A 15,346-nucleotide genomic window follows, 5' to 3' on the forward strand; every position below is an offset into this window, starting at 1 on the left:
ATCCCGCCGGAATCCCCTTGCCACCATGAACGGCCCGGGATTCCGGCGGTTCACAGCATCCACTACGCGCAGAGAATCGACCGAACGATACGCACGTTCTCTTCCACCATGTCGTCGCGGTCGCCCCGGTGCATGCCCACGTTCACCACATCGGTGGGCTTGATGTTCTCGAAGGCGTACTCAAAGGCCATGCTCGCGTCGATACGCCCGGCCGCCATGATCTTGTAGGCGATGCACGGCCTGTCGATCTTGCGCACGCACTCCGCTGCGGGGGCAAGGTCGGCGAGTTTGAACTTCTCCCCCTGCCCACTGTGCAGACTGCCGCAGTTGAAGAAGCAGACCACATGAAAGTCCACGAGGTCCAGGCTGTCCACCCAGTAATGGGTCGCTGGAGAGTGCCCTGCCACACCCGCGCGGATGCCCAGGGACTTCGCGTGGGTGATCCATTCCCGGAGCCTGTCGGCGTCCTGCTCCTGGTACAGCTTGTCCACCACACCGCCGTGGATATACATGGCCTTGCAGCCAATCTCCACCGCCTGGTCGATGGCGCCCATCATGTTCGGAAACCGGTTGTTGTTGATCTGCGCGATCCACTGGAGCTTCCCGCCGCCGGACAGATACGTCGTCACGGCCTCCAACACGTGCGGCGTCTCGTTATTCGTGATCATCGTGTTGATCCCGGCCGCCTCAGCTCGCTCCCACGTTTCCAGAATGCGGTCGACGGTATAGTACGCCACCATCTCCTGGTCGCGTTCCCGGTTCTGGTGGCTGTAGCCGCCGAAGGGGTTTGCGCCGATGATGAGGCGGGTGGGGTTGAGCCCCAGGAAATCCACAGTCGGCAGAAGGCTCATCAGTCGGTGGTTCCTTTCAGTTGCGCGCGGACGCTTGAAGCGATCGCGCGCCCGGTTATCCTGCTGCACAACAACGCGGACAGTCTACCATCGGTTCCGCGGATTGTCAGCGGACGAACATCACGAAGCCCGCTTGAGGAAGATACCAGGTGCAGTTGCCCGTGCCGCGCCAGAGCACCCAGGGGTCGTCGCCCTGTTTGCGGACTGACAAATTGAATGGGTACCGCACATCGGGGTTCGGCGTGAAGCCCAGGGACGCAAAGGGCACCCGCATTTCCGCCACCCAGCGCCCCGCATCAATGACCGTCGCCGCGTACTGAATATTCTGGGCAGCCTTCTTTGCCACTTCCGTGGGCGCGCCGGCCTCCTCGCTTGAGACGAAGACCCCGTTGGTGAAGCCGCGCAAGACAATAATAGGTGCTTGCGCACCCAGTTGTGGGTTGCTGATAGCCAATTCCACCGCGTCACTGCCGCCCCAGTTGTCCTCGCGAACCATGGGAATGGACTTATTCACGAAGTTCTCGAGGCCAACATACAGCGCTTCGTCATCCCACGCCAGCCAGGCCCTGGTCGGCACCGGAACCTTCTCCCCATACACACCCTCCTGGATGACCATCCCGGCTTTCCTATCGAGGCCGAACCATTCGCCGGGCGCCAGCTTGCCATCGATCACCGGAGGCGTGCTGGTCCGCGGGATTTTGAACACCGGCGCCGGCCCCGGCTTGCGTGGAGGCTTTGGCTTGGGTGGGGGCTGCGGGTTCGGGTCCTTGCGCAGTGGTGACACCACCGGCCAGGAGGCCCGGTCTTCGCTTTCGTACAGCCCGATTCTGTGGTACGGGATGGGACGGAACCCCAGTCGGCGCGCAGGTGACTCGCGCTTGAGCCGGAAGCTTGCTGGAGGCTCTTCCACGAAGAGCGGGTCGACATCGATCAGGTTGTCCTCGAACTTCACCCACGGTTCGGCTTTCGGCTCCGTCCATCCCCACGGTCCGCCCCAGCAGATATTGCGCGCCATCACGTTGCCTTTTGGAGCGAGGGGCTCGTCCTCGAGGATGCCCAGCAGTTCCGGATACTTGATCGACCACGGTGGCTGAGTGTAGTTGAGGTCGTGTAGCTCCTGTGTCGCGAACACGCCGACGCCCTTGGCCCAACCCAGCCCCCGGGCGTCGATGCTGAAGGCCCGGTTGCACTTGATAAACATATTGTTGGTCATGATATTGTCGCGGCCGCCGCCGATGAGGATCGCGGTCGCAACGTCGTAGAAGATATTGCTCGAGATGTCGGCGGACGAGAAGCAGTCGTCCAGGTATACCCCGAGACACCCCTTGCCCATGAACCCGTGGATGTTATGCAGATAGTTGAACCGGATCTTGTGACCGCGCATGGACCAGGTCTCATCCGGCGGCGACGTGTAGATGGCGCCTGCATCGTTGGACTGGTACACCGAACTGTGGATCTCGTTGTACTCGATGGTCTGATCGTTGCCGGTGAAGCCGATGGCTATATGCGGCACGTTGTCGATCAGGTTGTGGGTCGCGCGGTTGCCCACGCCGAAGACCGTGATCGCCTGCTGGTAGACCGGGTCCCAACGCGCGGTGTGGTGGACGTGGTTGTTTTCGGCGTAATGCCCCGCCGGCACGAGCGTCTTGCGGTCTCCGCCTTCGAGATGGATGCCGCCCTGCCCGTTTCCGTACACATCGCAGCCCACCACACCATGCCGGAACCCCCCGTAGACCTTGACCGCCCAGTTGCCCATGTTTCTAATGGTGCAGGCGATCACCCGCACGTTCTCCCCGCCGCGCACCATGAAAGCGCTCCCGCGACCGGCCTCCACCAGCAGGCCCCGGAAGGTGATGTTGGAGGCATCGTTGAGCCTGAACAAGTCGCGCACGACCGACACCATCGCTTTGCCCGATGAGAGCGGCGCAGGCGGCCAGAAGTAGAGGATCGCGGTGTCGCGGTCCAGGTACCACTCGCCGGGGCTGTCCAGTTCCGGCATCACATTCTCCGCGTAGAACCACTGGCCGCGCCTCAGGTTGAAGCTGCGGCCCTCTTTCGGCCCCAGGCTCAGCGTATTGCCGGCCGGGTCAATGGAGACCAGTGGAATGCGCTCGTCGGCCCAGTCCCAAACCCAGAACCCGTGGAGCCAAATGCCCTTCTCGTCCACCCACCGGCCAGGCCGTGGGTCGTTGCAGATGAATCGGCCCTCTGGAGTGTTGGCATTGGCTCCCGCCGGCGCTCCATCGGAGTTGAGCACCTCGGCCATGTGCATGTACCCCTCGTTCGGGTAACGCGAGAGGGTCATCGGCTTGTCGCGGAAGAACAGTTCCAGGCCCGGGTCCGACTGGTAGACCCTCGCCCCATTGATGCCCTGAAGATCAGTTATGCCCAGGGCGCCGAGGTCCGCCTGAAACACCTTCCCCCGGGCCACCGCGGGCAAGCGTTTGAGTGTCGCAGGATCACGCACCGGCCGCCAACCACTCACCACGCGGCCGCCCACGATCCGCACTTCTTCGCCCTTGCGCGCCCGGTACTCAACGGGGCAGGACTCGCTGCCGGAATCGGCGGCGGTGAACTCCACCGGTGCCGCGAGTTCGTACGTGCCGCCGGCGATCTCCACTACAATCGGCTCCTGCCGCCCGACCTTGTCAAGCTCCCGCACGGCATCCCGGGCACGCTGAATCGTTGCAAACGGGTTCGCCTGCGTACCCGGGTTCGTATCATCCCCCCCGGGCGCAACGTAGAAGTCAGGCGCGGCCAGCGCAGCGCAAGCCGGCAGCAGGATGAGACAGATCATAGTTGCGACGCTCATCGTGTGCCTCCAGACAACGTAGTTCGCACTCACCCGGCTACTTCGGCACAGCGCGGCGGGCATCCTCCGCCGCCCGCGGGTCACTGCTTCTTCCCGAACCGCTCCGGGCACGTCCCGGCCTTCCAGTGCGGGGCGAAGTCGCGAGTGAGTTGCATATAGAACTCCGGCGTGTCGCCCCAGCGGTCGATCAGCGTGCCGTCCTCACTGAGGAAATCCTTCGGTTCGCTGTACGAGATCGCGCAGCCTTCGTCGTTGTTGTTCCAGCTTTCCACCAGGATGATGCGGCGGTCGAAGTGGGCCGGATCACTCAGGACCTTGCGCCAGCATTGGATGTACCGGAACTGGTCGTCACCATAGTCGGGGCTGAAATGGAGTGTGACCGGCTTGTTCCCGGTCTGGCGCGGACACCAGTGTCCGGGTCCGAGCGCGATGGCATTGGGGTAGATCTGCGGCCCGGCCATGCCTCCCCACCAGGCCACGTCATAGTCGACCACACCGGCCTGCGAGGTGACATCCGCCCGTCCGCCGTCTGGTTGCTCACCGTTCCAGCCGCCCACGAATTGTGGCCCATGGACGTGCTGGTTCACCCCGATATACGGCTCGACGCCGAAAGTCTCGCGGCAGAGCCGGCGCAGTTCCTGGAAGGTCCAGGCGTTCCACTTGCGCAGCCCGGCATCCACCCAGGTCGGGAACCAGTACTGCATGATCGGCCGCGCCTCACCGTTCACAATGACCCGGGCCAGGGCCCGCAGGGGCAGTTTTGGCTCATACCCTGGCTCTCCATAGAACTGGCGCAGGAAAGCCCGTGTGGGCTCCCAAATCTCACTGATACCGTCTTTGGAAGCCTCGGTTCCGTCGCCGTCCTTGGGCTGGTACCACGCGAAGGGCGTCTCCAGGAACATCCCCATGGGCAGGGGCTCCTCGCCGCGCCGGTCCATCTCCGCCCACGCGTCCATGAGCGCCTGAAAACACGGCTGCGGGCTGAGGTCCTGGCTGAACCACAGGGAATGCCAGTCGTCCACCAGCACGAAATCGAACCCGCTCCATTTCATGGCGCGCCATTCGGCCATGAGCCACAGCGGGAACTGCTCCGGGTCCTTGTACGTGGCGGGCCAGCGCGAGGGATCAGGCGTCTTCCCCTCGGGCCAGTTTCTCGGAGACTCCAGGCCAAAGATGGATGCGCGCGGGTCATCGGCCGGTGGGAAGATGGCCCTCCACGTGCCGGACATGCCAAGCTGCCCGCCGGAGGTGACATTCACATCATCCCACGGCCCACGGGAGAAGAAGTAGACCGCGAGCATGCGCTCGTCTTCGCCGAACACACCCTCAGTATCCGCGGCCAGTATGGGGGCCAGCACCCACCCCAGCACCAGCGTCGCGGCCACTACCCGCATGACTCTGCCTCCTTCGCTCTGCTTTCGCAGTTGGTGGCGAAGGCTGTCCTAGTCCAGCGGCGTCAGCAGGACGTAGTCGATGCCCGCCATATAGTTCACCGGGGCGGCCTGCGGATTGGTGCCCACGCAGCGCAAGCCCACGCGCAGGCCGTCCGCGCTCGCTTCGAACTCGCCCAGTTCGAGCTTGAAAGGCTTGAACGGCGGCGGGGTATACAGGTCCACTGGTTCACCCACGTCCTTGCCGTCGATCATGATCTGGTGGATGCCGTAGTCCCAGGACTTCGTGAGCCCCAGCGTCACGGAGTAGCGGCCCGCCTTCGCAACGGGAATGTTCACTTCGAGAACGTCACCGACTTTGGCGTTGGTCCACCACAGGTGGCTTCCGTTGCTGAAGTCCATGTTCATGCCCTGCACCTGGACCTTGCCGCCGGTGCATCGCAGGGCCTGGAGTGACTCGCCCTCCACTGCGCCTTTCACCCGGAAGGGTTCGGGCAGCGGTCGAATGCGCCGGTCCTCGACGGGCACGGGCACGAAGAAGTCCCTGGCCCCCGCCGCCGAGTACCAGTAGGTCGTGCAGGCATACTCGCGATCCGCCGCGGCCCACTTCTCGATGTCGAACCGTATTCGCTCCCGAAACGGGATGTCGTCCAGAATGTGGAAGCGCGCTACCGCCGTGTAACCGAAATTGCCCGGCCCGGTGCAGATGCTCTGGTTGTGGTAGGCGTGCTCGAACAGTGTGGTGTTGCACCACGCATATCCGAAGTAGTCCTCGCTGCCGGTGCCGAAGAAGCTGGGGAATGTGTCGTCGTCCACCCAGACCTTCTCGTCACCCTCGCCCCACCAGGTCTGGTGGGTGTTGGTGACCGCGAGCATCACGCCCACGAAGCGCCCCGGCCCGGTGGCGTCGAGCATCCGCCAGTCCACGAACTGCGGGTCGGCGGGCAGCCATTCGTTGCGCCACTTCGCCCGGAAGTAGAGGTCCCTTCCCGGGTCGAAATCCGCGCTCTTTGCCCAGATCTTGAACCGCAGCGTCAGCGGTTGAGACCAGTCATTGCGGACCCAGACCCGGCCCTGTCTCGCGAAGGGCATGTACCAGTTGCTGTAGCAGACCCCGTCCTTGCGCATTCCCACGGGCAGGCTTTCATAGGCATTCAAACCCGGCGAGGAGCCGAAGAAGTCGCCCAGCGGCGCCCAGACCGAAGGCTCGGTATCATCGTCGAACTGCGCGCAGAGAACCGGCTCTCGCATGGCCTCGAACAGGGAGTCCCTGGGTGCATCCACGCGCACTTCCATGCGCACGATGGCGGCCGGGCCGGTCAGGTCGGCAAGGATCGCCTCCTCACTGGGAAGGATGGTGACCCGGCCGTCCGTACGCCTGGCGCCGTCCGTTGTGAACCGGTTAGCCGGATGCGCGAGGGTGCGCCCCACTTCCGCCATTACCGGGCGCACCTGCGGCAGCAGGCTCATCGAGAAAGGCTCCACCTCGGTGCCTTCCGGGTATGTCCGGTAGCCCACGTGGTAATAGAACCCGGGCTTGCTGGAGGTGACCTTGCACCTGCTCTGGTAGGGCATTGGGAAGTAGAGGTTCGCACCCAATGCCCGACGTCCGCTGAAGGGCGCCGGGAAGCACGCGAGCCCGGCGGAGGTGAGCTTCAGGAAATCCTCCTCCAGCGCCGGGGTCTCCAGGTCGTCGATGTAGATCCGCACCGTGCCCGCTCCATCGGGGTTCGCGGACCACAGGCGCAGGATCGCGCCCGGACCGTCCATCTCGGCCATCACGAACTCGGTGCGGCCTGCGTGCTGTTCAGTACGGATGAACTGCCCCGCGTCTCCGTTCGCGAACCAGCCGTCCCTGTCCGGCGCCACGCTCGCCCGGTCGTAGCTGGACCACTGGTCGCTGCTTACGCTCGGCTCCGGCGCGGAGGCGAGACGCTCCATGTCCACCATCTCGCGCAGCAGACCGGCCACTGTAACCTGCGGGCCGGCCAGCGCCGGCAGAGCCCCACACAATGCGACCAGAACCAGCGGAATCAGTCGTTCCATCACCGACCACCCTCTCGCTGTTGTGTCGTTGGTCTTCGCGTCGAACCGGCCTCGTGGCTACTTGAGCAACGCCGCAAGCTCCCGCCGCGCTGAGACATACCCTTGCGGGTCCTGGTTCCAGTCCTGGAAGGACCGCACCTGAGAGTCAACGATGGCGTCGACCTCCGCCTTTCTCCCCCTATTGGCGGCGAGGGTCATTATCTCGAAGTCCTCAAGTGCCTCGCGCACCAACTTGAGGCGAATGGACGGCACCGGCCCTCGAATGCCTGCCTCAAGTCCGGGGTAGACCAACATGCCCTCTCCCCAATACTTGTCCCGGAAATGGGGCTTGTTCCAGACATCCTCGTACGCATCCCAGTACACGCTGGACCAGTACAGGAAGCCCTTGATACCGTAGCGCCAGCTTACCCAGAACGGCGCGCGAAAGTGCACGGGAGCGAAGTCCACCTGCCAGAAGGGGGCATTGCGCTGGCAAAGGGCGGTATAGCTCCAGAGGGTCTCGCCGAGTTCCTGGCGCTCCCGCGCAGTCTTCTCGTCCCAAAGGCCCCAGAGCGGGCACCAGATGTCCACCGCGCCGTACAGGTCTCCCCAATCGGGGTTGGAAGTGATGGTTTGCTCGGTACACATACGCTTGATCCCCGGGTCGGCTTCCCGGATGAGAGCGCCCTGCTGCCGCACGATCTCGTACTCTTCGGCGTCATTGGGTTCGTCCCGCATGTACACGTAAGCGAGGTCCAGCCAGCCCTTCTCGCGCAGGTATCCGGCCAGCGCACGCAGACGCAGCTTGCACTTCTCGGGACCCTCACTCCAGCTGAATGGCAGGCGCAGAGCGTTCACATGCTTGTCTTCCACCATCATCCGCAGGCGCTCGCCGGTCTGAGAATCATCCACTGTTCCGTCATCCAGCACCTTCGGCCAGATATTGCCCAGACTGCCCGGAACCGCGCGGTGCGCGAGAAACGCGTCGATGTAGAGGTCCTCGACCTCGGCGAACTCGGGGGAGTTGGGGTCGAGATTGTTCTTCTTCGCAATGCGGCTACCCAGGCTGCCGAAGCTGGACTGCATCGCGATAGTGTCTGGGAGCTCGAAGGGCCAGACGGCAAGAATGACCGGGATCTGAGCCACCGTCTTCCCGGCCGAGGTGACCGTGACGCTGCCCCGGTACTCCCCGGGCGCGGTTCCTTTCGGCACGAACAGATCCGCCCAGTAGCCCTGGTTCGTGGCGGCTTCAATAGTGTATGGAGTGGCGTCATACTTCGCGCCCTGGATGTCCTGGCCCGTCTCCGGGTCCAGGAAGGGGATCAGGGCGTCAGGGTACCAGCCCGCAGGGGCGGTTGATCGCAGGCTGGGCTCGAAGACATTGAGATAGTGCTCGCGGAAAAGAGTGATACGGCTCGCAGGGATTGTGCCTGCCGGGCCCGTCAGGTCTGATGCGGTGAGATTCACGTCGGGAAGGGGCTGTTCACCCGCCCGGACGATGATCCGGAAGGCTTCGTACTCATTGGCCCCGGCCTCGAGGGTCACCTCAGAGACGGTGCCGGGGTCCGAGGATTTCAGCACGTGCTCCCACGGCGAAGCCACCCACACTGCCGGCTGTGCCCAGACGAGACTGGCAGCAATCAGCGCAACTACCACGAAGGCTTGCCACATGGCCGATCCACCCTTTCGCGGGGATTTGAGCACAGTTTCCCCGTGGCGAAGGGGCGTTCCTTCCCCCGCGATGCTTCGCGGGGGGCAACCTGGGCATCACCGGGCGAAGCCCGTCCCCAGAAGCCACGTACCATATCGCCGCTTGTACTCCTCTGACAGCGCAATCGGCCCAATGCGGTCGTATCCGAGGGTCGCTTTCAGACCCTTGACCAGCAGCCCCGTGGCCCGGCTCTTGGGCCACTTGCAGAGGGTATCCCAGACCATGTAGCCCTGCACCAGCACGTCCGTCAGCCCCACTGCCGAAAGCTCATCCGCCAGTTCCTCCGGCGTGATCTTCGCTTCGCGCAGGGGGCAGTCTTCCGCCGTCCAGGGCCACCCCAGGCGCTCCCAGCGATCCATCCACGGGTGCGCATTGTTCGGGATACACACCGCAACAAGCCCACCCGAAGCAGTGGCGTTCAAGTGCTTCTCCAGCACCGTCGCGCGCTCAGCCGCTTCAAACCAGTGCTCGATCAGGCCGTCCGACAGGCACACATCGAAGGCATGCCCGAAATCTCGCTCCAGCAAGTCGCCCTGCTCAAGCCGCACTTCAACTCCAGCGGGAATGTGCGGCCTCGCGCGTTCAACATTGAGCTTCGCTGATTCCAGGACGGGCGCGGAGTTATCGAACAAAGTCGCATTCGCGCCACGGATCGCGCAGGCAAGCCCCAGGCTTCCACCACCGCAACCCAGCTCGATCACCCTCCTGCCGGCGAGCGATCCCACCCGCTTCTCGATAAGCGTGACCGGGGGACGGGTAGAGAGCCGGATCATCGCCGAAGCCGAGGTCTCGTAGGGATCGATCCATCGGGCCATCGCTTCGTCCCATTCGCGCGTGACTCTGTCCATGCGCCATCTCCTGCTGGTGGCTCCACCAGTCTGGACGTGCCAGCATGCCTGGTCCGGTGAGGCGCTCCTATTCGACGACCAGCCGCCCTGCTCCTTCCGCACAACAGGAATGAGTGCGGGAGGGATCATGCCCATTCCCGTAGAAGGGTCAGTCGCTGAGGTTGGCGACCACGATCCCTGCGAGGGCCACAGCATGAGACTCCCCGCTTTGCTCATCGGCGTTGCGACTCTGAGTATTACCAACCAGGCTGGACACGCCGCAAGCCTGACGCTGGTGGATGGCGGCGTTCCCGCCGCTACAATCGTGACTGCGGAGCGCCCAACCGTGCCCGCACGCCTCGCCGTCGAAGAACTCCAGACCCACGTAAAGCTCATCACCGGCGCGGAACTGCCTGTGGTGACGGACACCACTCCCGTTCGGGGTACCCGCATTCTCGTGGGCGAGAGCGCGGCGACCCGCAAACTGGGCCTGACCTCGGACAGCTTCGAGCCCCAGGAATACGTGGTCCAGTTCGCGCCCGACACCCTCGTCCTGATGGGCCGCGACAGCGACGAACCCGCGCGGGGAAATGTGTCGGTCTTTGGCAGGCCGGTTCCCGCCGAAGGCATGTTCGGCCGCGCTCTCAGCTTCGACGGCGGCTCCGCGATTGGGGTAGAGAACTGCGCCTTCAATGACCAGGAAGGCTCCATGGAAGCGTGGGTGTTCTTGCCGGAGGAGCTTGATCCCCGCATTGGGACCATCCTGCGCCTGGACAGCCCGGGCCCGTGGACTTACCACATCCTCCAGCGCGAACCGAACTCGCGGCGCATAAGCTACTTCACCTACGATGGGCATGGCGGAACCGCAGTGCGAACCGGTGAACTCTCCCCTGGCTGGCATCACCTGCTGGCAACCCACAGCGTCGCCAATGACCGGCTCGAGCTGTTCGTGGACGGAACCAGCGCCGGTTCGGCCAAGTACCTCGTAACCTGCTGCGAGGGATCCATGCTCCAGATCGGTGCGACCGGACTCACGGGGAACATGGGTAACCCCTTCACGGGGCGGATCGACGCTGTGCGGGTGACCCGAGCGGTCATCACTCCCGAAGAGAGCGGCTTCAAGGCGCGTCCGGCGGCAGGCCCGAAGACCGCGACACTGCTGCACTTCGATGAGGAGTCCGGTGTCCCCGTGGACTCGGGCGGCAGACTCGGGCCTGCGCCGCTTCCGGATTTCCACGACGATCAGGCCACCTGCTATGCGGTCTATGACTTTCTGGAACGCTTCTGTGGAGTGCGCTGGTTCAGTCCCACGGATTTCGGGACGATCTACACTCCCCGGAAGACGCTGACCGTGACCGGCGAGAGCATGCGGCGCTCCCCGGTTTTCAAGATGCGCACCGGCACCATGATGAACCCGGGCAACTACGACCCTTCCATTACCACCTTCTGGCAGTCCGGCACTCCGGAGTTCGCGGATTTCGAAGCCACCGCTTACCCCCGCCTGCTTGAGCGGGCGCCCACCGAGGGCACCTTCCGGGCGGCCAAGAATCGGCAGACTAGGCTGTTCCTGCACCGTATGCGGGTCGGCGGCGAGCGCAATTACTGCAACCACTCGCTCTATGGCTACTATGACCGGTTCTGGCGCGATGGCGAGAAAAAGTCGTCGCTGTTCGTGGAGAAGCGCCCGGAGTACTTCGCCAAGGGCTACAACGGCGAGCCGCCGCAGATGTGCTACACCGACGAGGGGTTCCTGGAGCAGCTCGCCAAGGACGCGCGAGACTACTACGACGGCAAGGTCACCGGGGCGCAGCTGGGCATTTTCTGGAACCCCATCCCGCCCAACATGTTCCCCGTCGAACCCATGGACAACGCGGCCTTCTGCAAGTGCGAGGCATGCCAGAGATGGGTCAGCCAGCGCGAGGCGGCGTCGATCTTCTTCTCCAATGGCCGCGACAGCGACTACTTCTTCAACTTCATCAACGGGGTGGCACGCAAGCTGCGCGAGACACATCCGGACAAGTGGATCATCACCCTGGCTTACATGTCCCATGCCGCGCCACCCGAGAAGGTGGCGCTTGAGCCGAATGTTGCTGTCCAGTACTGCTTCGCATGCAATCGCCTGAACTACGACAGGCCGTCCTATGAACACGAGCTCGAATACCTGGCCCAGTGGGGCGCGGAGAGCAAGCGCCGACCCATGTACCTGTGGCTATATTATACATTCCCCTGGGAAGTGGCGGTGAACGGAAAGTTCCATTGCTTCCCCGGCTACTTCGCGCACACAATCGGCGAGCAATTCAAGCTCTTCCATGAGTACGGCTACCGGGGCATCTTCCACTGCGGTTACGGCCAGGAGATCGAGGCGTACCTGACCTACAAACTCATGGACGACCCCACGCTGGATGTGGATACACTCCTAGACGAGTACTTCACGGGCATGTATGGCCCCGCATCCGAATCAATGAAACGCATCTACCTGGAGATCGAGCAGGTCTACGGCGATCCGAAGAGCTACCCGCCGTCCATCGCCGAGGGCCGCATCGAGGGCCATCATCACCAGACCGAAGAGATTGCCTGGGGTTGGCTGGGCACCCAGGAGCGCATGGATCGCTGGCAAGGGTATCTCGACCAGGCGAAAACCCTCGCCTCCACGGGCGATGAGGCAGCGCGGATCGCAATTTTCGAAAAGGGTATCTGGAACTACATGCTGGCCGGACGGCGCAGGTACTCAGCCCGCGAGCAGTACCGCAACGTCCCGCCGCCGCGTGGCGAGGCGCCCAGGGTCAGCCCGGCCAATGGCGACCCGTCTGCAGTGGACTGGGCGCAGGCGGGAGAATTCTCTCCATTCCGACAGAACACCGGTGAACCCACATCACGCAAGGTATCTGGACAGGCGGCCCATGACGGTGAGTGGCTGTACCTGCGTCTCACCGAGGAGGGCGACCTCAGAGGGCTGCAGGATTCGCCGCACATCTATGATGGAGATGACTGGGAGATCTTTGTTTCCACGAGCAGGGGCGGGGCGAAATACTACCAGGTGGGCGTGAACCCATCAGGCGTCTGGGACAGCGGCCAGTATGAAGTCCCCCGAAAAGGCGAACCGTGGAAGACCGCCCTGCGGATCAACAGCACCGTCACCGAGGCGAAGGACCGCTGGACCGTGCTGGTCGCGGTGCCGCTCCGGGAGATCGTTCCAGACGGTTTCTCCGCAGGGGCCAGCATCTTCATGAACGTGTTTCGCGGCGGTCCGCAGGAGGCCCTGGCCTGGAGCCCCACCACCCAGCACGATTTCCACAGGCCCGACCGCCTGGGCGAGATGGTGCTGAAGTAGATTGTGGGTGGATTGAGCAGCCCCCGGTCCGTGGCGTTATCGGGTGTCGGCGCGTTACAGGTCTGGCTGCTCGGAAGCCGTGGAGGCATGGGGCCCGGCGGCCGCCGGTGCGGCTCTGGCAGGGCGGGTGAAATCGTAGAGAAACAGTGCCGCTCCGGGCCGCTGGAACTCGTCAATACGGGTCCCGATCGCGTTCAGATCACGCAAGAAGGGCTGCTCGTCGCGTACACCGCCCCACGGGCAGGGGACGCAGTAGACCACCCAGACGCGCCGCTTGCCACGCAGAGCTTCAAGGCCCCGACTGTATGCTTCCGGGTCTTCTCGTCGTCCTGCACCGATGGTGTACTCACCGGGCCCAATGCCCAGAGCCGAAGCGTAATAACGAAACGGGTTCCGAGACCCATAGAAGACGTAGATCGTGTCCCCAGCTCGGCGTTCGCGCGACAGGCGCTCAACCACAGGTCGCACCTCCTCAACCGTTCGGGGCCGGAGGATGTCCCGGCCTGCCACCAGCGCAAGCGGCACGAGGATAATCAAGAGCAGGATCGTCCCGACGGCTCCCTCCAGGCCGCGCGATTGCCGAACGATGTGCACCGTCCCAGTCGCGATGAGCAGAAGAGAAAAGGGCACTGTGAAGAGCAGAAGACGGTCCGCGAAGGGGTACTTGCCCATGGCCGAAGCCGCAAGTGCCAGGAGTACTGGCGAGACCAGCAACCAGAATCCCTTCGCTGAACGGCGCCAGGCCAACACGCAGCCCACGAACAGCGGGAGAAATGCGACCCCCGGATATGGGAAACCGCCAGGCATCCTCAAGGCTTCAGAGAGCGTCTCCAGATACCACCGGACGTCCTCCGCGCTCATCGGGGGAATTGGGGCGAAGCTGGCCTGCCAGTACCCTGTGAGGAACTGGCTCTCCGTCGCGGGGGATAATGTCAGGCGATGCACCAGAAGGAAACTGGAGGACCAAATGGCGGCGCCGGCGACTACAGCAAGTAGACCGCGCCAGCGACGCTCGGCGAGGCAATACGCACCGTGCACCAGGCATAGCCCTGCGAGCACGAACACAACCGCGTGGAAGAACCAGACCGCTGCCGCGCCGAGCAACCCCGTAAGGAGCCAGCGTCGTCCCTCGATGCTCCCCTGTCCCGCGAGCAGGAAGGCGAGCATCGAGAAGAGCACGTCGCCTGAGTACTGTTTGAGTTCGGCGGAATATGCCACGAGATGCCCGGATATAGCGAAGATGCCCAATGCCAGCGCCGTCTCCGCTCGCCCCGTCCACCGGCGACACAGGCCGTAGAACACGGGCAGGCTCAGGAGGCCGAACAGGAAGGCCGGCAGCCGGAGAGCGGCTTCCGAGGGGCCGAGCAGATCAAATGCAGCGCGAGACAACCAGAGGAACCCGGGCGGACAGACCTGATCGTTGCTCAGAGGGAGCATTAGCTCAGCATAGGAACGTTCGACTATGTTCAGCGCCAGCGAGGCCTCGTCCGTCCACAGAGATCGGCCCGAGAAGTACTGAACTGCTCTCAGAACCACGCCCAGACCGATGAGTATCCACGGCCAGTAGGCCTTCGCCCACGCCCCCAGGCGGGAGGTACTGATAGCGCATCTCCTCCACTCGCCCCCGCAGCGGATCACCCACACCTGCAGCCACAAGGGAGCTACTGCCGGTCTACTTTCGCGACACGTCTTTCCCGGCGAACGTCGATCAGTCGCTGAACCGGTACCGGAGCAGCGTCCAGATAGCCTGCAGACCGTCACGCCAGCCGATCTTCTTGCCCTGCACGAAGCCCCGAGCCTTGTACTGAACGGGCACCTCGATGATGTTCGCGCCACGTTTGAGGAGTTTCGCGGTGATCTCCGGCTCGATCTCGAACTCCTCGCTGCGCAGTGGCAGGCTCTTCAGCAGCGGAGTGCGGATCACCTTGTAGCATGTCTCCATGTCGGTCAAGCGCGCCCCATACAGGGCATTGGTCAGCAGCGTGAGCATGCGGTTCGCCGCCCGCGAGGCCGGCAGGAACTGGGCGTCCCGGTTGAGGAAACGCGAGCCATAGACGACGTCGGTGCGGCCTTCGAGGAGCGGCGCGATGAGAGCGCCGTAGTCATCGGGGCTGTACTCCAGATCTGCGTCCTGTATGAGCACGATGTCGCCCTGAACGTGGTCAATTCCGGTGCGAATCGCTGCGCCTTTGCCCCGGTTCGCTTCATGCAGGATCAGTCGAACCACTTCCTGGTGCTCTAGTGCGATCTGTGCAAGAACATCCCGCGAGCCATCTGTGGAGCCGTCATCGACGATGATGATTTCCTTTTCATGGGGTTCCGCAAGCACACGGGCCACGACCTCGCGCACCGTCTCGGCTTCGTTGTAAACGGGCATGACTACTGAAAGTCTCATTTG

The 15,346-nt window shown here is 63.6% G+C and carries 9 protein-coding genes; 1 reads left to right on the forward strand and 8 read right to left on the reverse strand.

From position 1 onward, the window contains the following. Positions 1-62 precede the first annotated feature (62 nt). From HPY44_13745 to HPY44_13770, 6 genes are all read right to left on the reverse strand, one after another. A complete protein-coding gene (locus HPY44_13745) occupies positions 63-851 on the reverse strand; it encodes a hypothetical protein (GenBank protein NSW57070.1) in 789 nt (262 codons plus the stop codon). A 106-nt stretch (positions 852-957) separates the two neighbouring features. Then, positions 958-3,663, reverse strand: a complete 2,706-nt coding sequence (locus tag HPY44_13750) for a right-handed parallel beta-helix repeat-containing protein (GenBank protein NSW57071.1) — start codon at positions 3,661-3,663, stop codon at positions 958-960. An 80-nt stretch (positions 3,664-3,743) separates the two neighbouring features. Beyond that, positions 3,744-5,057 carry a hypothetical protein gene (locus HPY44_13755; GenBank protein ID NSW57072.1) on the reverse strand — a complete coding sequence of 438 codons (1,314 nt, stop codon included), beginning with the start codon at positions 5,055-5,057 and terminating at the stop codon, positions 3,744-3,746. A 48-nt stretch (positions 5,058-5,105) separates the two neighbouring features. Then, complete coding sequence (locus HPY44_13760; GenBank protein NSW57073.1) at positions 5,106-7,100, reverse strand: DUF2961 domain-containing protein; 1,995 nt, start codon at positions 7,098-7,100, stop codon at positions 5,106-5,108. Positions 7,101-7,157: 57 nt separating this feature from the next. Then, on the reverse strand, positions 7,158-8,750 hold the full coding sequence (locus HPY44_13765) for a DUF4091 domain-containing protein (protein NSW57074.1): 1,593 nt from the start codon (positions 8,748-8,750) through the stop codon (positions 7,158-7,160). A gap of 96 nt (positions 8,751-8,846) precedes the next feature. Further along, positions 8,847-9,638: a methyltransferase domain-containing protein gene (locus HPY44_13770; GenBank protein ID NSW57075.1), complete on the reverse strand. Its 792-nt coding sequence runs from the start codon at positions 9,636-9,638 to the stop codon at positions 8,847-8,849. A 193-nt stretch (positions 9,639-9,831) separates the two neighbouring features. Here HPY44_13770 and HPY44_13775 point away from each other — a divergent pair, with 193 nt between their 5' ends. Continuing rightward, entirely contained in the window at positions 9,832-12,948 is a 3,117-nt protein-coding gene (locus tag HPY44_13775) for a DUF4838 domain-containing protein (protein NSW57076.1), read from the forward strand. A 54-nt stretch (positions 12,949-13,002) separates the two neighbouring features. Here the strand turns inward: HPY44_13775 and HPY44_13780 are convergent, their stop codons facing one another. Continuing rightward, the gene (locus tag HPY44_13780; protein NSW57077.1) at positions 13,003-14,604 is read right to left on the reverse strand and encodes a glycosyltransferase family 39 protein; all 1,602 of its coding nucleotides are present in this window, start codon (positions 14,602-14,604) and stop codon (positions 13,003-13,005) included. Between the two features lie 52 nt (positions 14,605-14,656). Beyond that, positions 14,657-15,343, reverse strand: coding sequence for a glycosyltransferase family 2 protein (locus HPY44_13785; protein ID NSW57078.1), 687 nt, complete (start codon positions 15,341-15,343; stop codon positions 14,657-14,659). Positions 15,344-15,346 lie beyond the last annotated feature (3 nt).

The organism is Armatimonadota bacterium, assembly GCA_013314775.1.
GTDB lineage: Bacteria > Armatimonadota > Zipacnadia > Zipacnadales > JABUFB01 > JABUFB01.

Excerpts from the sequence above, each read along its gene's own strand:
- HPY44_13765 (NSW57074.1), bottom strand. The coding sequence starts at position 8,750 with ATGTGGCAAGCCTTCGTGGTAGTTGCGCTGATTGCTGCCAGTCTCGTC.
- HPY44_13770 (NSW57075.1), bottom strand. The coding sequence starts at position 9,638 with ATGGACAGAGTCACGCGCGAATGGGACGAAGCGATGGCCCGATGGATC.
- HPY44_13785 (NSW57078.1), bottom strand. The coding sequence starts at position 15,343 with ATGAGACTTTCAGTAGTCATGCCCGTTTACAACGAAGCCGAGACGGTG.
- HPY44_13745 (NSW57070.1), bottom strand. The coding sequence starts at position 851 with ATGAGCCTTCTGCCGACTGTGGATTTCCTGGGGCTCAACCCCACCCGC.
- HPY44_13750 (NSW57071.1), bottom strand. The coding sequence starts at position 3,663 with ATGAGCGTCGCAACTATGATCTGTCTCATCCTGCTGCCGGCTTGCGCT.
- HPY44_13775 (NSW57076.1), top strand. The coding sequence starts at position 9,832 with ATGAGACTCCCCGCTTTGCTCATCGGCGTTGCGACTCTGAGTATTACC.
- HPY44_13760 (NSW57073.1), bottom strand. The coding sequence starts at position 7,100 with ATGGAACGACTGATTCCGCTGGTTCTGGTCGCATTGTGTGGGGCTCTG.
- HPY44_13755 (NSW57072.1), bottom strand. The coding sequence starts at position 5,057 with ATGCGGGTAGTGGCCGCGACGCTGGTGCTGGGGTGGGTGCTGGCCCCC.